We start from the raw sequence: 19,593 nt of genomic DNA, 5'->3' as shown, positions 1-19,593 counted from the left end.
CAATGTGGCTGTTACCGAATCTGGGTTTTGTGTGGTAGCCTCGGAAGTTGTGCCTATGATATTGAATTCTGTTCTCGAAATGGAATTCGACACAAATGACTCCTAGAACCAGTTTCAAAAACCCGATTGCGTTGTTCCGAAAACTTGCCGATGAGTGGCAGCGGGACGCGTCAGAGGGTTTTGAAACGACTTGTAGTGTGTGGGACTGATGACCGACGACCGGCTATTGATTTCGTTGTGCACGTATAACGAGCGCGAAAATCTCGCGGATCTCATTGCCGAGATTCACGAGCATGCGCCGCAAGCCGACGTGGTCGTGGTGGATGACAACTCCCCCGATGGGACGGGCGACTTGGCCGACGAACTTGCTGCGGCGGATTCCCGCATTCATGTCGAACATCGCGCAGGAAAACTGGGGCTCGGTTCAGCAACTTTGGCGGCGTTTGAATTTGCGATGGCTGCCGACTACACCTATCTGCTGAACATGGACGCCGATTTCAGCCATCACCCCCGGTATATTCCCGAACTGCTGGGCTGTATGCCGGAGGCGGACGTGACGATTGGTTCGCGGTACGTCTCGGGCGGGGACATTGTCGGCTGGGGCTTCAAACGGCACTTCATGAGCCGCGGTGTGAACCTGTATGCGCGGTTATTACTGGGTTTGAGCACCAGCGACAATAGCGGCGCGTTTCGCTGTTATCGCGTGGCAAAATTGCGGGAGTTGGACTTCAGCGCGATCCGCGCGACCGGCTACGCGTTTCAGGAAGAGATTCTGTATCGACTCCGCCGGATTGGTTGTCGGTTTGTGGAGACGCCGGTTGTATTTGAGGACCGTCGTTATGGGAGTTCGAAAATCAACATGGGCGAGGCCTTCGCTGCTGTGGGTGTGATTTTCCTGTTAGCAATCGACCGACTACGCGGCGTGCCGGTGACCCCGGCTTAAGAAACCGCCTCAATCAATTCGCGCGTCCCGACCAACTCGCGGACGAGACCGTCGATCAGCCGATTCGGAGTCCGCGGTTGTTGTGCCATGTCGGGCAAGACTTCCCAAGTGTAAGTTTCGACTTCCAGGTGCGGCGCGTAATCGAGTTGGCTGACGGCGGCGATGGCCTGCCGTAGTTCATCGCGGGTGGTCTTGAGCGGTCCCAGCATCTCGGCATCGACCGGGACATGAAAATGGACCCGCCATTGCTGGGCTGCCAGAAAATCGGGTGCCGGTTCGAGTGCCAATTCCCGGTTCAGGTCGATGTGATGCAGCACCTGCCCGTTTGAAGTCAGCGCCATGGTTTGATGCAGGTACCGCGGTTCCACATAGGCAGCTAACGCGCGGCGTCCCTCTTCGTTTTCCGCGGGAGCATCGAGTTGGATGGCACAGGAAATGTGCAATTTGTTGATGCGGATGCCTGCTTTGTCGAGGGCTTGAATCGAGCAGGGAATGTCTTCAAACTCGACTGCCTGATGGCAGACATCATAACACAGCCCCAGATGCTGCCGGGCGGCATCGCCGATGAGAGCCGTGTCGGCGCGATCCCACAGTCGTTGGAAAAATTCGACCGCTTCGGCGGTGGTTTCCACCAAGCAAAATGGTTCCGGTTCAATGGCCAGTCGAATGATTTTTCCGGTCCGCTCGTACAACAGGTCCATCTGCCGGGCGAATTCCAACAATTGATCCAGGCATTCGTCCAAGAAGGTCTCAGGATGCTGGAATCCTTTGAAGCCAAGCGGAACCGTGGAAATACTTCCGGCAACACCATCGGGCAAAAGTTTCGCCAAGACTTCGGCGCAAGCAACCGTGTATTCCAAACGCTCGGGTTGTGACCAATCGGGAAGATACACATTTTCCTTGACGCGTTCGCTATGAAAATCGCCATACGGAAAGGCGTTGAGCGAATGGCAGGTCAGCCCGCGATTTTGCATACCCTCGACAAACTGCTGCACTGCGCCGTCTGTGGCGTTCAATTCTTCGATCACTGGTTGTGCCAGCCACAATCCGGCGGCTAGTGGGTGTTGGAATTGGTCCCGCACGTGGCAGGTGATTTCGTCCAGTCCCCGATTCACTTCCGCAATCGAGCGGCCAATATGGACGTTTGTGCAATAACTAAGCGGTAACTGAGAGATCGTCATGACGGAGTGAAATCTAAGGCGGGATCGCCGGAATGTTTGGGTGCGGAGCAAGGCAATGGCGTCCGGCGGTGGCTGTTGTTCCCATCCTACCCGCTTGCCGAAGCGAAAGCCATCGTGATAATAGAGGCAGCAGCCATGACATTTGACGGAAAGGCTTGGCAATATTGGGTTTTCTGTCGTTTATCCCTCTGCTTCATATTCAAAATCAGCGGCCGCGATTAGGCGGTCGGCAAATCGAATGTTACAATGGACGCCACCCTCCTCAGATGGGGCGGGTGGGTGGTTTTGTGTGAATTTTGCAGAAACCTTTTGGGGCATGCGGGGTTTATTAGTGCACGGGTGTGGATTTCAAGTGCCTGGAGACACATCCTCGATCAGAGTGAAATGAATGACCGTTGAGTAACGCAACGAAAACGAAATCGAAAGCCGGCGAGAATTCGGCGATTCGCGATCCTGACGTGCGGCTGATGCTGCGGGTCAAGGGAGGGGATGAAGCTGCGTTTACGGAGTTGGTTGCAAATTATCAATCGCGGTTGGTGAGTATCTTCTACAACATGTTGGGAAATCGGGAGACGGCCGAAGATTTGGCACAGGAGTGTTTTTTGCGGATCTATCAAGCTCGCAACGGGTACGAACCGACGGCGAAATTTTCGACCTGGCTGTATCGTATTGCCAACAATTTGGCGAGTAATTCGCGTCGGAGTTTTAGCCGCCGCAAAGAAGTCTCACTGAGTGCAAACAATTCGGGATCGATGGAATCGACGCCGCGCGAACAGATGGTTCCGGACAAATCGGCGTTGATGCCCACGCGGCAAGCGGATAGCCGCGAGTCCTGCGATGTCGTTCGCAGCGCCCTGTCCACCTTGGGCGAACGGCAACGCTTGGCGGTCCTGCTCCATAAATTTGAAGAGATGAGTTACGCCGATATCGGCGAAGCGATGGACTTAAGCCCCGCAGCTGTGAAGTCGCTCTTGTCGCGAGCGCGGGACAATCTTCGTGAATCACTGACAGCGCATGTGCGGCCAATCAGTTGAAAGGTCGAACATGTTAAAACGACGGTGTCATTACAAACCATAGCAATAAAAAACAGAGCGTAAGACGAGCTGAAACAACCAAAACGCATTGCGGCAAAACGCCGTGCATCGAAAAACGAGGAGGCCCGTCGCGGCCGGATTGATGGGAAAAGCCACCCGATTAACTGTTGAGCAACGAGCCAATTTGGTCGCCTATTTAGACGGCGAATTGGACGAAGCCGAAACGCGCTCGATCGAAGAGACGCTCGCGGGCAGTCCCGCTGCGCGTCGCGACATCGAGATGCTGTCGCGTGCCTGGGATCTGCTGGACCATCTACCGCGCGTTGATCCCGGTGAAGAATTCACGCAACGGACCGTTTCACGTCTTCGCGCCGTAGAGGTCGACAAAGCACAAACATCGGCACAATGGCGCATTTGGCTGCGGCGGGGTTTGGTCTCGGCGATTTGGCTGGGAGTTCTCATCGTCGCTGTGGTCGGCGGCGTCTATGCCGCTGTGTATACAATTCCCAGTGAAGGCCAACGCATGATTCGGGATTTTCCCGTTGTGGAACAACTGGATCAGTACGAAGCCGTGGGCAGTTTGGAATTCCTCGAAGAACTGAAGAAAAACCATCTGTTCGATGAGGGGAACAATGGCGATGGTTCTGATTCCGAGACCGCGGGAACGGGTGCAAGATGAATCGTAAAGTGATCGTGCTGGTAGGAATCGTGTCGTTCGGTTTGGTGGGCTTGGCGGCTTATCAAGCCGCGGCAGCGATCGTACGTTCCGACCGCGAGGCGACCCTTTCCGTTAAGCGGATGAAGCAGTTGACATCGACTGAGCATGGCCGGTTGGAGAAGGACTTTCAGTCGTTTTACCGGAAACCGGCGAAGGAACAACAAAAATTGCGGGAGATGCACGCCTATCTACAGCAACGTGGCAAGGCTGAACGTCTCAAGCAGATTAGTCAAAACTACTACGCGTGGTATTCCGATGTCGGATCCCGCCGGCGGATCGAACTGCGCGAGCAAACCAATGTGCAAGACAAGTTGGCATTGGTTCTCGCTATCCAAAAGACGATGGAAGAGGAACAGCAGGCCGACGGCGAGAACTCCTGGGGAAGAGAAGGTCGCGGTCGCCGCAGACGACTTTCTTCTCAGGATCTAGCAAACGTCATGGAGTTGGTCGAATTTAAGCTGCGCGAAGAGGACTCCTCAGCGGCTGATCAGTTGGATGAAATTGGGGAGCTGGTCGGTTATAGGCGGTATTACTCCGTGATGTCGATTCTGCTCAAAGCGTCCGGCGACACCCCCCGTGGTCCGGACATGAAATCGCGCAAGCGCCTGTGGGAATTTTTTGAAGACGAGCGGTTCTTGGAGGCGATCACCAATCCCGGCATTCGCAGAATGTTAGGGAAAAGAGGCGACAGAGAACGGTCCACACCACGGCCGAGTTTAATGTGGATATTGGGTGACAGTCTGCGCGAGGCCTACCATGAAGATATCAAACAGGACTTGCCAGACGAAAAGGAACTGATGGAGTATTTCGTCCAGCTGTCCGATGCCGAGCAAGGAAAATTGATCTGGTATTCGACCGACGATTTCATGCGGCACCTCAGTCGCAAGTTTGTGCATGAGCACGAAGATCGATACCCGAAGGACCCATCGGAGCTGTTCCGGTCCCGCGGGCCGCGCGAACGGGGCCGTCGTGGAGGTCCGAAAGGCGCGCCCGGCCGACCGAATGATCGTCGCCAGCCGGCTCCAGGGTCTCGCCGCCCGCCCCCGAATGGGCCGCGTGGCCGAAATTGATTCGCGGCCTGCAATCCGCCAGGTGATCGCCCGTGGGGACTTCTCCTTCCTCCGCTTTTTCGGAAAATTCCCGACGCAATTCTTACGAGCAATTCGCGTCCAAACTCCCTGTCCGTCACGTCTTGGGTGGGGGCGTTCCGGTTGTTGTTGTCACCTTTTCTGGTGCTCAGACACCATCCGGGCGGGGCACGGTTGACAGAACGCAGTGGAGTTCGCCAGAATCCCGAACAGCTGAAGGATCTCAGCGATGACCGGTCCGTGCGGCGAATTCATTGCCGCACGAGGAATCGAAATCTGACGGACGCGTTCACGTCAGCGGACGGCTTTTGCCTGCGATGGTTTGTGTACTGCTCGTAGCAGTCACGAATCCGCAAAGCATTCTCGGGAAGTTCCCCAGTCGCCATCAGTGCGCCTACTCCCGCTGAACTGCGCGACCCGCGCAACATTGCCGTATCGTCGAGGTCCGTCAAGGAACGACATCTTTAGGTTTTTTGTGAACGACCGCATTTTATGGAGGATTGCAATCTGATGATTCACACTCTCACTCGTATGGTTACCGTTACGGCCGTGTTGGCCGGCTGCTGTTTCACCGTTGCTCCGCAACAGGCTGTTGCCGAGGAACCGTTGGTTTGGCATGACAACTATTTCACCGCCTACCGTGAAGCAGAACAGCAAAAAAAGCAGCTGTTTCTTTTCTTTCGCGACGAACAAGATAGCGAAGCGGCCGACAGCTATGAGCTGACCGTGCTCACCGACGAAACGCTACAAAAGCCGTTGCGTGAAATGGTGTTGGCCGTGATTCCGGTCGACTACTCCATCCATGAAACCCAAGAGCGGTTGATGGATTACGAGGCGTTTCAGCACCAACAGAAGCGGCAGGGAATCGCCGTTGTGGACTTGGTCGAATCCGGCAGTGCGTTGCACAGCAAGGTTGTTTCGGCGCACCCCTTTACGCGGGGACGGCATCTGACTGCCTCGTCGACAAAAACGGTCTTGGAACTTCCACGGGGTACGATCACGCAGCGGTCTTTGATTTATGCCGCCAGGATCAACCCCTACAAGCCGGCCGGCGCACAAGGTGAAGCGACGCCCAACTTGCTCGATTTTTCGCACAAACATTGCGGCACGATGTGCAGTTGGAATTCGATGCACCATTCGTCATTCGGCGGCATGGAGATTGTCGCCAATAACGGAGAGGGTGCCACGATTGTCGACACGGCCAAGTCGTTCATCCGTATGTGGCAAGGCTCCTCGCCGCATTGGAGTATTCTCACCGGCCGTCACGCCAAGTTCGGCATGGACATGAAACGCGCTCCTAGCGGCCATTGGTACGCGACGGGTGTGTTCAGCAACTGATTCTAAACAGCAACCTTTGATAATAAACCCGTGCGGGCGTAACAGACGCTCGTACGGGTTTTTTGTTGTGGGTAATACTGTCAAGCTGAAAGAGACCTTCATATCTTAGTGGGGAAATTCAACTGACGGACTCAGAGTAACCCTGCGAAGACAATCGATTCCCCACATCAACGATTGATCCGACAGCGGGTGCACCGTTACGATAGGGACTCGAAAAACTTGATGTGATATCCGCAAGGCCTCGTAAGGAATCCCCCCGCGCATGGAATTGGCACAGATTGCAAGCCTCTTTGAAAAAGCCGTTGCCGAAATCGGTAAGGTGGTCGTGGGGCAGGAGGAATTGGTCGAAGCGACGCTCGTGGCGCTGTTTTGCGAAGGGAACGTCCTCATCGAAGGCGTACCGGGTTTGGGCAAGACGCTATTCGTTAATACGCTCAGCCGCGCACTGACCTGTGACTTTGGCCGCATCCAATTCACCCCGGATCTGATGCCCTCGGATTTGACGGGCCATTCGATCTACAACGCGCAGGAACAACAATTCACTTTCAACCCCGGCCCGATTTTTACCAATCTGCTGTTGGCGGATGAAATCAACCGCGCGCCGGCCAAGACCCAGTCGGCATTGCTGGAAGCGATGCAGGAACGGCAAGTCACCGTCGATGGCAAGTCCTATCCGCTCGCGCGGCCCTACATCACGATTGCCACGCAAAACCCATTGGAGCAAGAAGGAACTTATCCGCTGCCCGAAGCGCAGTTGGATCGGTTTATGTTCAAGCTGCTTATCGATTATCCGGTAATCGAGCAAGAACGGCGGATCTTAACGCACTATGCCGAAGGCCGCGATAACCGTGATCTCACGCAATTCGACCTACAGCCCGTGATGACGGGCGATGATGTGGTGGCGATCCAAGAGGCGATTGTCAAAATCATCATCGAGCCATCGATCGTCAATTATATTAGCGACGTGATTGCCAAGACCCGCGCGTGGCATACGATTTCCGTGGGGGCCAGTCCGCGGGCTGGTGTGCATATTCTATTAGCCGCCCGCGCGATGGCGGCCTGCCGTGGTCGCGATTTTGTTGTTCCCGACGATGTGAAAGAACTGGCCCCTTGGGTGTTGCGGCACCGGTTGCGGTTGCGGCCCGATGCGGAGATCGAAGGTGTACTGGCCGACGATGTGATTCGTGAAGTGCTCGATACCGTGGAGGCGCCCCGCCAATGACGCCCCGCCGACTGATGATGTGGCTGTTTGTTGCTGCGGGAATTCCGTTAGTCGCCGGGGTGTTCATTCCATTCATCGGTCCCGTCGGCGCGGTACTGAGCTTGTTGATCATTGCGGTGGCCGTCGCTGATTTGGCGATTTCCCCCACCCCGACGCTGGTTGAGGTCCAACGTGAAGTGGGGGATGTCATGAGTATCGGTGCGCGGAACGCCGTGAAAATCTGGTTCACCAACCGTAATGGCGGACCAATCACGATTGAATTCGATGACGAACCTCCCGCTCCGTGTGCCTCCGAAGGGCTGCCGTTTGAAATCGAATTGCCCCCCGGCCGCGCGCGGTATCGCGTCTATCACACGCGGCCGCATCATCGCGGCACCAATCAGTTCGGCAAGGTCTACCTCCGCTCGCGAAGCAATTTGTTGTTGTGGTCTTTGCACCACGAGTTGGAGATTAAATCGGCTGTCCGCATTTATCCCGACATCCAAGCTGTGCACGCCATGGAGTTGCTCGCGCGGCGAAATCGCGTTTCGGAATTAGGGCTGCGCATGTCCCGCTTGATGGGGCGCGGTAGCGAATTCGAACGACTTCGCGAATTTCGCCGCGAAGACGAATACCGGCAAATCGACTGGAAGGCGACAGCTAAGCATCAGAAGTTAATCAGCCGCGAATACACCATCGAGCGCAATCAGAACATCTTGATCCTGCTCGATGCGGGACGCTCGATGTGCAACGAGGTGGACGGCATTACGCATTTAGATCGCGGATTGAATGCGGCAATCATCCTCAGTTACATCGCGCTGCGGCAAGGGGACTATGTGGGGCTGATGGCGTTTTCGAACAAGATCGACCGTTTCGTTCGTCCCATGCGCGGCGCGGGTTCGGTGCAAACATTGATTCGCAGCGTCTACGATCTCGAACCGCAATACGAAGCGTCAGATTACGACTTGATGGTCGAGGAGGTGCGACGACGGTTTCGCAAACGGTCGCTGGTGATTCTGATTTCACACGCCCTGGACGAATTGCACCTCACGACCATCAGCACGCACATGCGACAACTCCGCGCGCCGCACCTGGTGCTGGGGGCTTTTTTGCGAAACGTCCCGCTGCACGAACGCCTGAACACCGTGCCGGAAACCGACGTCGAAGCCTTCCAAGTCGCCGCCGCTGCCGAAATGGTCTCCGCCCAAACCACACAAATCGCCGAACTGCAAGAACATGGCCAATACGCGGTCGATTCCCTACCGGAAGACCTCTCAGCCGATTTGATCAGCCAGTACCTGGAGATCAAGGCGCGGCATTTGTTGTAAATAACCTGAGCAAGACATTGCTAATCTAAGGATCTTCCATGCCTAACTCCGTCTCACGTCGCTCATTCCTTCAGCAATCGGCCGTGACCACTGGTGCGTTGGCGGCGGCGGGGGAGTTATCGGCGGCTGATCAGAAACCGTCGCGGCGGCCGAATGTGCTGTTTATCATGACGGATCAACAGCGCTTTGATTGCGTTGCTGCCAACGGCAACGGCATTATCAAGACGCCGTACCTGGATGCTTTGGCCGCTCAGTCGGCGAATTTTTCCCGCGCGTTTGTGCAAGCTCCGGTTTGCGTTCCCGCGCGGGCTTCGTTTTTTACCGGTCGTTATGCGCATGCCCATCGCAATCGCGTGAACTATACACCGATCGACCGCCGCACCGTTCTGCTGCCGGCGCGGCTGCGCGAAGCGGGGTTTCAGACGGCGCTGATCGGCAAGCTGCATCTGTTTTATTACCACCCGCCCTCGGCCGAAAATGCACAGAAGACCGGCTTTGATATCGTCGAACTGCATGACGGGACGCACCGCACTGATCGCTGGTCGGACTATGCCACCTGGCGGAACAAACATGATCCGCGCCGCGATGTTTATTATCGTGATCTCGCCAAGGACGTTCCTGACTTAGCCGCCAACCTCAAACCGGGCACCAATCCCTTTCGCTCAGCTATTGACGAACAATTCACCGACACGACCTGGACTGGCGAACGGACACGAGCGGCATTGCGGCAAATGGCGAAAGCGGAGCAACCTTTCTTTTTGTATTCCTCTTTTTGGAAGCCGCACTCCCCCTTCGAAGTGCCGGTTCCGTTTGACAGTTTGTATAACGACGTCGAATTTGAGTTACCCCGGCCGAAATCGTTGGAGGATATCGAGCGACTGCCGTTGCCGCTGCAAAAGCTGATTCTACGCGGCAACAATCCGCCGTATGACATGGATCGTGCGAAGTTGAATTGGATTTACCGCAGCTATTACGCATCGATTACGCACATCGACCGCGAGGTGGGCCGGATTTTGCAGACGTTGGAAGAGACCGGGCAAGCGGAGAACACGATTGTGGTTTTCGCCTCGGATCATGGTGACCAATTGCTCGAACATGGCTTGATGGGCAAGAACGTCTTTTTCGAAGCCTCGGTCCGCGTGCCCTTGATGTTGCGTCTGCCGGGCAGCATTCAGCCGGGACAATTCGACGAACTGGTGGAAACCATCGACGTGCTCCCCACATTGATGGAATTGTGCGGCTTACCGATACCCGAAGATTGCCACGGCCGCAGCCTCTCGCCGTTGATCGCCGGAGGAGCGGGGGATTATACGCCGCGAGATGCGGTACACAGTGAGAACATCATTCCTGAAGTGATCACCGGCGGAAGTATGGATTTTGAGTTCGTGCCGGGGCAGGGAATCAAAGGCATTCGTCATCCCGACGCCAAGATGATCCGCACCGACCGCTGGAAGTACAACTACTATCCCGAAGGGTTCGCTGAATTGTATGATCTGAAAAACGACCCGCACGAACAACACAACCTCGCCAACGACCCGGCCCGCGCAACAACGGTCGCCGAATTGAAAGGCCGCATACTTGATTGGCTGATTACCTCAACTGAAACCGATCAGATCGCGAAAAAGTGGATGGTGTAACGCACTATTCTCCCCTCTCCCTCCGAGAAAGGGGCCGGGGGTGAGGACCGTCCACCGGGTGATGTCCCCACTATTTGAAACAGAACCGGTCGACTGAAGCTTGCCAAACGATTCCAACAACAGGACCTGAAACAGCCGTGCCGTTTGATGTCTTTCTGCAAGTCCTGTTGGCCGCTGTTTTTCATGCCGCTTGGAATTTCGGCGCGCGGCGTGTCTCGGGCAATGTCGGCGTGATGTGGTTTGGGCAGTTCGTCGGCTGTTTGATATGCCTGCCGTTTGCGATTGCGCAAATGTCAGCGGAGACTTCTCTGCTTGATTTGGCGTGGATTTGCCTCCCGACCGGAATCCTGCATGCGGTCTATTTTTGGATGCTGGCACAGGCCTACCGGCACGGCGACATTTCATTGGTCTATCCCATTGCGCGTGGGACCGGCGTTGCGGGAACAGCTGTTTTGGCCTTTTTCTTGCTGGGCGAACAATTGTCGCTGACCGGATTTTCCGGCATTGCGACCATCTGTGCGGGGATTTTGCTGTTGGGGCTGTCCGGGAAAAACGTGCACGCTAATAATCGGGGCATCGTAATGGCGCTTTGCACCGGCGCCGCCATTGCCGGGTACTCCCTTGTCGACAAACGGGCGGTGGGACAAATCAATCCCGTGGTATATGGCGTGGGGCTGTGGTTGATTTCCGCCGTGCTGTTCGCCCCGGCCGCTTTGTGGAAATATCCCAACGAAGTCCGCGACGCGCTGAAACACAAAAAACGCTACATCCTGCTGGTTGGCAGCGGATCGGTCGGCACTTATTTGGTGATCCTGTTCGCCTTTCAACGAGCCAATGTCAGCTATGTGGCCGCTGTGCGGGAGTTCGCCGTGGTCATTGGAGCAGCGCTTGGTTTTATTGTTTTGAAGGAACGCTTCACCGCCGCCAAGGCGTGGGGGATTGCTGCGATCGTATTAGGTTTGGTGTTGGTCAAAGCGGCTTGATTGTCTTGTTGGTGAACGTTGCGCGTGCGGAAGTTCGTTCAAAAATAGGCGAAAAACGACAATGTGTACTTGGTTTAAGGAAATTAGGAAAACTGCGTAATATTTCTGGAATTCCCATTGGGGCCTTGGTATGTTGGAAAGGATCGTCAATTTTGCGTCGCCGACGCAAGGGCCAATGGGCGGTTGCAGTTCGTCAGTATTCATTGTTAAAAAAATTGGTACTCACCCGAGAATTCAGAGTGGACCCGAAACTGGTGATTATGGATCATCAGTGTGGCAAAGCGAAAGACTCACTTGGCTGATACCTGCACGCGTCTCGGTAGAATTCCAGCGAAGATACTCTTTTAAAACCAGGAAACATACAGATGTCGCTTTGGTCCCTACTCTCTACGTCCTGGGTGCGTTCACAACGTTTTGTGGGTCAAAATTCGCGTACTGCCAAGCAGCAGCGCAGTTGGCGAGAATTCAGTACATGTCGCGGGCAAATACGGCTGGGACTGGAAACGCTGGAAGACCGCACGCTGCTGAGTGCGAGTCTGATTGATTCTGACGACGTTATTATTCAGTCGACGACGTACGGCGATTTTAGGACCACGTACGAAGAGATCTCAATTGATACCTTCGCTGTGGCGAATCCACTGGCAACCACCATTATCGTGCAAGCGCCCGGCGGTGTGACATTTAATTTGATCTCCGATCCCGGCATGGACCAGCGTGCAATCGATGGATTTGTGGATGCAGCGCTGCTGTGGTCACAAATCTTCACCGATGACGTGACGATCAACCTGGATATCGGCTTCTCCGTGTTAGCCCCAAACGTTCTTGGCCAAGCAAGCTCATCATCAATTTCCACGAGCTACTCGGACTTTTACATGGCGCTCGACGACGATCGTACGACCCTAGAGGACGACGCAGCTGTCGCTTCCCTCTCAACGGGCAGCACCTTTGACATGTTGCTCAATCATGTCAGCAATTCGCCAGAAACGGATCTGGCTACTCCGTTCGTCGACGACGACGGCGATGCAAATAACTCGACGATCGACATCAATACCGCAACCGCCAAAGCGATCGGCCTCCTTGCTGCCAACGATTCCGCTGTCGATGCGTCAATTACTTTCAGCTCGGAATTCAGTTGGGATTTCGATCAACGTGACGGAATTAACTCGACTCAACTCGACTTTGTGGGGGTGGCCGCACACGAAATTGGCCATGCTTTAGGGTTTGTGAGCGGCGTCGACACTTTGGACTATAACCCTGATGATTTCATGGATGACGAATTCATTTATGTCGCACCATTGGACCTATTTCGATATTCGACGCAAAGCGCGGCCGAAGGAAGCGGGATCATCGACTGGACAGCCGACGCGCGTTTCAAGTATTTTTCTCTCGACAACGGACAGACAAGCCTAGCGTTGTTTTCTACCGGCTCGGTTTTTGGAGATGGCTATCAGGCAAGCCACTGGAAAGACGATCTTGGAATCGGGATCATGGATCCGACAGCGGAACCTCCCGGCGGATTGATGACGATTTCAGACTTGGATATCTTGGCTTTTGATGTCATCGGATGGAACATCAATAAACCGCCCGCGCTGACTTCCATTGCCACGCTCCCTGGTGGAGTCGAAGATACCCCGCTGACGATCACGTATGATGACTTGTTCGCAGCCTCGGATGCTTCGGATCCTGAAGGCGATCCCATTTCGTTTTTCATCGACTCGGTCGCATTCGGCGGAACACTCACTAAAAACGGTTCATTGGCCATTCCCGGCACCACGCTTTCTGCTGGTGAGTCGCTGGAATGGACACCTCCGGCGAATGCGAATGGTGATGCACTTCTCGCGTTTACTGTTCGCGCACAAGACCTTCAGTTAGCAGTCTCAACACCGCCGATTGCCGTCCGCGTTGATGTGGCCGCTGTCAATGACGCTCCCATCGCCGATATTGGCGACGATTATGTGTTAGGGGATCGGGCCATGATCCAGCTTGACGCTAGTGGAAGTTCTGACGTCGAGCAGTCCGCCGGCTCTTTGACCTATTTGTGGGACTTTGATAACGACGGCCAATACGATGATGCTGTTGGTGTGCGTCCGGACTTTAGTGCCGCATACTTAAACGGGCAAAGCAACGCTGTGGTGCGACTAAAGGTCATTGACAGCGAAGGCGCTTACGATACCGATGTCGTGCGAGTGTATGGCGAGGATACCGCGGTGCTGCGGATTCGTGGCGATTACGACGGTGTCGTCGGACAGCGACGTGTGATTTCGCTGAAACTCTACGGTCCGACCGTCACGGATCAGCAATATACCTACACCGTCGATTGGGGCGATGGCAGTAAGCCGCGGGTTGTGACCGGCATCTCTGGATTGTCGATCAGTAAAATCTATAACAAGACCGGGACATATACGATCACCGCGACGGCTGTGAGCAACGAGACCGGATTGAATACGTCCTACGCTCGCAACATCCGGATTGGCACGGTGCAGCAACAAGGGGACGATTTTGCCGTGACCGGCACGAACGCCCGGGACGAATTCCGCGTGGTGACTCTGGCCGGTACCGATCGCGTGGAGATCTTCCGCAACCGGATTTCGTTGGGCGTGCACACGGTCCCCGGCACGATCTACGCCATTGGCATGGGAGGCGACGATTGGTTCCGCGGTGATCGTGGAACCTATAACGTTTACTTCGATGGTGGCAGCGGCAACAATGTTTCCTACACCTATTACGGCGACGACACGATCCTCGGACGTGACGGCAATGATCGCGTTTACAACTACGGTGGAGACAACTATGTCTCGGTCGGCAACGGCGACAACGTGGTCAAAACCAATGTCGGTGACGATTACGTGATGACCGGTTACGGCGACGATAAAATCATCGACTTCGGCGGCAACAACGAGATCTATGCCGGCAATGGCAAGAACAGCATCGATACCCGCAAGGGGAATGATGTGATCGTTACTGGATCGGGACAGGATGAAATCAATGACCTAGGTGGCAACAACTATATTGAAGTTGGTGACGGGAGTAACGTGGTCTCTGCGGGCATCGGTAGCGACACGATTCTGGGTGGTGATCAAGACGATAGCTTCCGCGACGACGGTGGTCTCAATTACATCTTCACGTTTGCCGGGAACGATTTTATCGTTGCTTTCGGTACGAGCTATGTTAACTCCGGACTGGGGAGCGATTTTGTGTTCGCCTCCAACGTGCTGGACGACGAAGACGACCTGTTCGACTTATTGGCCAGAGCCCGCTAACCGGCGGGCCGTCACAGAATCGTGAGCGGCTGCCGGTCAGGGTGATCGGCAGCTCGTCACGGGGCAAGCGAATCGTCATTGATGTGCTTGGCAAAGATGTCCCGTTGCACGGTCTTGTTATCCCTGTGGAAGTACGAACTGTGGGCGCAGGCCCAATTCAGTAATGGCGGCCAACAGCCCACGGCGGTCAGATTTAGGTACTCATAATCGACCTCATAGGGGATGTTTTTTAATGGTCCCCCCACGATGTCGTTTTTAGCGTCCAGGTTGATCCACTGTTCCACGCAGCGCGGTTTCTCGCCTGCTTCAGCTTGGTCAATCAGACGTCGCCGCACCGCACCAATTGACAGCGCGCTGCCGACGGTGAACAGATTGTGCACTGCATCTTTCGGGATTCGATTCTTCTCTGCCAACAGATGCAGCGCTTCATAGGCGACCACAGTGCCCCAACTGTGGCTGATGATTTCCAGGCGATGCCCTTTATCAATCAACGGCTCGACGATCTCGGTGAAGCTATCGATGACTTGTTGGCGGATATTGCTGATCAGCAGGTACTTCATAAAATCGTCGATGCAATCGACGCCGGGAATCCCCAGCACCGCCCGCGTGCCGCCTGAATTCGGCGAGCAGCCATCCTCGACACCCGGGGCGTCATCCATCGCTGCACGGACCGCTCGGTCGTGCAGGGTGTCGGTGATCATTTTCTTGACGTCGCTTTCATCCTGAGACGAGATGAAGCCCCGCGCCGCGGGGGTAACAATGTCGCTCCACAACACTTCGTGACGATTATCTGCGGGGATGTCCGGGACATAGGGCCGCATCGCCCGCCACCATCCGTTCGAATAACCCGCTTTGTGATCGCAGATACCGTGTACATAGACGACATGCGTCCTGCCCGTATCAAGACGTCGACCGGCGGGTGCGACGAACGCGGGCTGCGTCGAGAACAGACCCCAATTCGCCAATTCACCAGTGCATTCCAATTGTGGATCCTGGTTGCGGATTTGATAGCTGGGAATCAATGCCGCTGCTGACCGATGCCAGTGCGCATAAGATTGTCCCGTGCCATGATCTCCCAGCGATTGAAATAACGCGTAGGTCAGCGCCCCGTGATAATCGCCATCGATAAAAGCGTCGTTGGAGAGCTGATGGTCCCGGCAACCGGTGATCAATATGCCTCGTTGTTCCTCGACACTTCGGCCAAAATGGCGGACGTTCAAATTGCGGAAGGAGGTCATTGTGACTGAGTCGTCGGAGAACCCATCCTCGATCGTAATTCCACTCACCGCACGAAATCGGATGTCGGGCGGAGGCAGCAACCGTTTTTTAGTTGCAGGAATGTTAGGCCCAAACTCCCTCGTGCCGGTCCCGGAATGGCAGCAGTCCAGAATGATTGTTAGGTTCACGCCGTCGGGGACCAACCGAATGATGTTTCCCAGGTCGTCGTCGAGCAGCGGGTCATCCCAATCATGGTCAATAGGGACTAGGCATTCGTCGATATGGTCCAATTCGTCGCCGTTGCGATCGGGCACTTGTGAGCCGTGTCCGGAGTAATGAAAGACCAAGACGTCCCCCGCCCGCGCGCCTTCGACCAGCCACTCCAGACGTTTCAAAATCGCTTTTTTGGTGGCCCGCTGATCAACGAGCAACCGCATGTCCGGGCCGGGGGTGAATCCAAAATGTGTAATCAGCAGATTTCCCATCATCAACGCATCGTTCACGCAGCCTTTGAGCGGCGCTGTGGGATATTGATTGATGCCCACCAGCAGCGCACGTTTTCGAGGACCGCGTTGTTGTGTTGTCATTGATCGAGCCATTTGAGCTACCTTTCTTATTTTTAGGGAGTCGTGGAGTTGACCGTCGGTGTTTTCTCCTCACAGACGCATTTTGCCTTTGGTTGTTGCTTTCCGTTTTCCGCCTGCAACACGGATTGTTTCACCGCGCGCACTTCGCATTTCAATGACTTCAACTCTTTGTCGAAATGTTGCGCCGTTAGCTTGCCGGTGGCATTGGCTTGGATGGACTTTTCCATTTCATTGAGCTTGCCTAAAAGCTTGTCCGTATCGCCGGTCGTCCCAAAATGGATGTACGGCGCGATGGCGGTGGCGATGAGCAGAATCAAAAGCACGAGTACTGCGATTCCCAGCCACAAGGTGAATGTCCAAAGCTTCTGCAGTTGTCGTTGGGGGTCCTGAAGACCGGTGGACATCGGTAACCTCCGATTGGCATGTTTGAGAAATTGATAACCTTCGGTGAGTGATTTCTTGGCGAATGGATTTTGCACAGGGAGCATTTCCTGAAGTGGGGCCTTATCTGACGGACCGCAGTGCACAATCACGCTAGCAATCCCGAGTGCCAACAAGCTGGCACACCTGTTTTGGAATTGGCGAATTTTTCGAAATCCCCCGAAGCCCCATAATTTCCTAGTCGGGGGAGCGAATGGCTTGGTGGAACGTCGGAGCGTGACCGTTTGACACTCCGGTAGCGACAACCGCGATTCACCAACATCCGGCGTTGTCATCCAGCCAACGCCTTTCTAGAATGGACGACTTGGTCATTCGCCCGGTTTCGTTGCGGCAGCAGCGGTACGGGCGTTCACCTCTTGCTGGCCTCTAAGGCCGGTTCACGTCTGTTTTCGCTGCTCCCGAGCCTTACCCTGTGGGAAAGCGGCGATCGTTTTTTGCCTATAGGGAAATGTGGGATTTGCGATGTTTGAGAGTATCACTCAGGGTTTGACCGGCGCTCTGGATGCGTTGCGCGGCCAAACGAAACTCACCGACAAAAACATCGCGGATAGTCTCGGGCAAGTCCGGCAGGCACTGCTCGAAGCGGATGTTGCTTACGATGTGGCTAAAAGTTTCACCGACCGCGTGACGGAAAATGCGATCGGTCGGAAGGTGCTCAACTCAATCAATCCCGGCCAACAGCTGGTCGGCGTGGTCTATGAAGAGTTGATCCACCTGATGGGGCCGGTCGATCATTCTTTGCATCTGGGGAGCAAGGACGAAGTCACGGTCATCATGCTCTGCGGCTTGCAGGGGAGCGGGAAGACGACCACCTGCGGCAAGTTGTCTCGCATTTTGATGAACAGCGGACGTCGCCCGATGATGGTGGCGGCCGACTTGCAACGTCCGGCGGCGATTGAACAACTCAAGACCCTAGGCGGCCAACTCGATGTGCCGGTGCACTTTGAGGATCCGCAAGGCAACTCGGCGGTTAACGTCTGTCGCAACGGGCTGAAAGCGGCCAAGGCGGCGGGGAATATCGACACGTTGATCCTTGATACCGCCGGCCGGTTGCACATCGACGACGACTTGATGAAAGAGCTGGAGCAGATCGACAACCGGTTGCATCCCAAGCAAGTGTTGTTTGTCTGCGATGCGATGACGGGACAGGACGCGGTCAATTCGGCCAAAGCCTTTAACGAGGCGTTGGAACTGGACGGTGTGATTCTCACCAAGCTCGATGGCGACGCGCGCGGTGGAGCGGCATTGAGCGTCAAGCACGTGACCGGCGTGCCTATTAAGTATGTCGGGGTTGGCGAACAACTCGATAAATTGCAGGAATTTCATCCCGACCGCATGGCAGAGCGGATTTTGGGGATGGGAGACATGCGGTCGCTGGTAGAAGAGGCACAGTCCAAATTCGACCAAGAAGAGATGGAAGCGGCTGAGGAGAAGATGCGTGAGGGGAAATTCACGCTCGATACTTTCCTCTCCACAATGAAGCAGATGAAAAAACTGGGCCCGATGGGGGAGGTCATGAAGATGATTCCCGGCATGGGGGGCGCGGTCGAAGCGATGGGCGACATGAATCCCGACGAGGATATGAAACAGATCGAAGGGATCATTCAGTCGATGACGCCGCACGAACGGAGCAACCCGGACGTGATCGACATCAGTCGTCGCAGGCGGATTGCGAAAGGTTCCGGTGTTGACCCGGCGGACGTCAATAAGCTGCTCAAAGACTTCGGCGGCATGCAGGGCATGATGTCAAAGATGGCCGGAATGTCGATTCGTGAGCGGATGCGGGCGGTCAAAGAGCTGGGCGAGGGAGGCCTGATGAATCCCGGGGCCCAGATTCACCAGACCAAGCAGCGCAGCAAACGGGGACCGCAGGACAAACGCAAGATCCAGCAATTGAAGAAGAAACAGCGCAAAAACGCTAAACAGCAGAAAAAAAGGAATCGCAAACGGTAATTTGGGCGAGAACCGGATCTGTGCGATGGCTCAAGGTGGGGCTGAAAAGGGTTCGAGGCGGCGCATTTGACGAAAATTGCGGTTCTCGGCCCCTGATGGGTTGCTGTTTCGCGCGGAATTCGTTGAAATTAGCGTTTCCTTGTGGAGACGGTCCGTAAGAACAGATATCAACGCGCCCCCTTTAAGAATTCGCGTTGCGAATGACTAGAGCGGTGGCTCCATTAACATACGTTTCGGCATAAATATCAGAGTCTAAGGAGAAGTGCGTGGCAGTTCGTATTCGGATGAAGCGATTGGGACGGCGACACCGCCCGTTTTATCGCATCTGTGTGATCGACCAACGGAAACAGCGTAACGGTAAGTCCATCGAGGACATCGGTACTTACGATCCCATGATTCGCGACAAGTCGCAGCGGGTTTCGCTGAACATGGAGCGGGTCGACTATTGGGTCTCCGTCGGTGCACAACCCTCGGAAAACGTGCAGGCCTTGATTAAGAAGATCAAGTTGAACAAATTCGGAGCTGTGAAGACTCCGCCGCCATTGACGGCTCCCAAGCCGCTGCCCGAACCGGAACCGGAAGTCGCCGCTGAAGCGGAAACGACTGAAGCAGCCGCCGAAGGCGCTGAGGAAGCTCCGGCGGAAGCAGCCGCCGGAGAAACAGCCGCCGAGTAATTCGTGCGG

At 55.2% G+C, this 19,593-nt stretch carries 15 protein-coding genes; 12 read left to right on the top strand and 3 right to left on the bottom strand.

Features of this window, described 5'->3' with window-relative positions; translation table 11 throughout:
* Positions 1-208 precede the first annotated feature (208 nt).
* Positions 209-943 carry a polyprenol monophosphomannose synthase gene (locus CA54_RS04720; RefSeq protein ID WP_146369692.1) on the top strand — a complete coding sequence of 245 codons (735 nt, stop codon included), beginning with the start codon at positions 209-211 and terminating at the stop codon, positions 941-943.
* Here CA54_RS04720 and eboE read toward each other — a convergent pair.
* The gene (eboE, locus tag CA54_RS04715) at positions 940-2,124 is read right to left on the bottom strand and encodes a metabolite traffic protein EboE (RefSeq protein ID WP_146369691.1); all 1,185 of its coding nucleotides are present in this window, start codon (positions 2,122-2,124) and stop codon (positions 940-942) included. The genes CA54_RS04720 and eboE overlap by 4 nt on opposite strands.
* Before the next feature lie 395 nt (positions 2,125-2,519).
* Here eboE and CA54_RS04710 point away from each other — a divergent pair, with 395 nt between their 5' ends.
* The 9 genes from CA54_RS04710 to CA54_RS04670 all read left to right on the top strand — a co-directional run bounded on the left by CA54_RS04710 (position 2,520) and on the right by CA54_RS04670 (position 14,711).
* Positions 2,520-3,158 carry an RNA polymerase sigma factor gene (locus CA54_RS04710; protein ID WP_231962963.1) on the top strand — a complete coding sequence of 213 codons (639 nt, stop codon included), beginning with the start codon at positions 2,520-2,522 and terminating at the stop codon, positions 3,156-3,158.
* 142 nt (positions 3,159-3,300) lie between these two features.
* On the top strand, positions 3,301-3,837 hold the full coding sequence (locus CA54_RS04705; RefSeq protein WP_146369690.1) for an anti-sigma factor family protein: 537 nt from the start codon (positions 3,301-3,303) through the stop codon (positions 3,835-3,837).
* Entirely contained in the window at positions 3,834-4,946 is a 1,113-nt protein-coding gene (locus CA54_RS04700) for a hypothetical protein (RefSeq protein WP_146369689.1), read from the top strand. Before CA54_RS04705 ends, CA54_RS04700 begins: the two co-directional genes overlap by 4 nt.
* 528 nt (positions 4,947-5,474) lie before the next feature.
* The gene (locus CA54_RS04695; protein ID WP_146369688.1) at positions 5,475-6,302 is read left to right on the top strand and encodes a hypothetical protein; all 828 of its coding nucleotides are present in this window, start codon (positions 5,475-5,477) and stop codon (positions 6,300-6,302) included.
* A 262-nt stretch (positions 6,303-6,564) separates the two neighbouring features.
* Positions 6,565-7,524, top strand: a complete 960-nt coding sequence (locus CA54_RS04690; protein WP_145374457.1) for an AAA family ATPase — start codon at positions 6,565-6,567, stop codon at positions 7,522-7,524.
* Entirely contained in the window at positions 7,521-8,831 is a 1,311-nt protein-coding gene (locus tag CA54_RS04685) for a DUF58 domain-containing protein (RefSeq protein ID WP_146369687.1), read from the top strand. Before CA54_RS04690 ends, CA54_RS04685 begins: the two co-directional genes overlap by 4 nt.
* Before the next feature lie 38 nt (positions 8,832-8,869).
* The gene (locus CA54_RS04680) at positions 8,870-10,468 is read left to right on the top strand and encodes a sulfatase family protein (protein WP_146369686.1); all 1,599 of its coding nucleotides are present in this window, start codon (positions 8,870-8,872) and stop codon (positions 10,466-10,468) included.
* Between the two features lie 137 nt (positions 10,469-10,605).
* The gene (locus CA54_RS04675) at positions 10,606-11,451 is read left to right on the top strand and encodes an SMR family transporter (RefSeq protein ID WP_197532206.1); all 846 of its coding nucleotides are present in this window, start codon (positions 10,606-10,608) and stop codon (positions 11,449-11,451) included.
* Positions 11,452-11,816: 365 nt separating this feature from the next.
* On the top strand, positions 11,817-14,711 hold the full coding sequence (locus CA54_RS04670; protein WP_146369684.1) for an NF038122 family metalloprotease: 2,895 nt from the start codon (positions 11,817-11,819) through the stop codon (positions 14,709-14,711).
* Between the two features lie 56 nt (positions 14,712-14,767).
* Here CA54_RS04670 and CA54_RS04665 read toward each other — a convergent pair whose 3' ends face one another.
* Complete coding sequence (locus CA54_RS04665; RefSeq protein ID WP_146369683.1) at positions 14,768-16,528, bottom strand: caspase family protein; 1,761 nt, start codon at positions 16,526-16,528, stop codon at positions 14,768-14,770.
* Between the two features lie 20 nt (positions 16,529-16,548).
* Positions 16,549-16,995 (bottom strand): hypothetical protein, encoded by a 447-nt coding sequence (locus CA54_RS04660; RefSeq protein WP_146369682.1) that lies wholly within the window; start codon positions 16,993-16,995, stop codon positions 16,549-16,551.
* 424 nt (positions 16,996-17,419) lie between these two features.
* On the opposite strand from CA54_RS04660, the gene ffh reads away from it, so the two are divergent.
* The gene (gene ffh / locus CA54_RS04655) at positions 17,420-18,910 is read left to right on the top strand and encodes a signal recognition particle protein (protein ID WP_146369681.1); all 1,491 of its coding nucleotides are present in this window, start codon (positions 17,420-17,422) and stop codon (positions 18,908-18,910) included.
* Between the two features lie 266 nt (positions 18,911-19,176).
* A complete protein-coding gene (gene rpsP / locus CA54_RS04650; RefSeq protein ID WP_146369680.1) occupies positions 19,177-19,584 on the top strand; it encodes a 30S ribosomal protein S16 in 408 nt (135 codons plus the stop codon).
* Positions 19,585-19,593 lie beyond the last annotated feature (9 nt).

The organism is Symmachiella macrocystis, from assembly GCF_007860075.1.
In the GTDB taxonomy this organism is placed as follows: Bacteria; Planctomycetota; Planctomycetia; order Planctomycetales; family Planctomycetaceae; genus Symmachiella; species Symmachiella macrocystis.
Note: the sequence above shows the minus strand (reverse complement) of the source record. Positions and strands in the feature narration are given on the sequence as shown.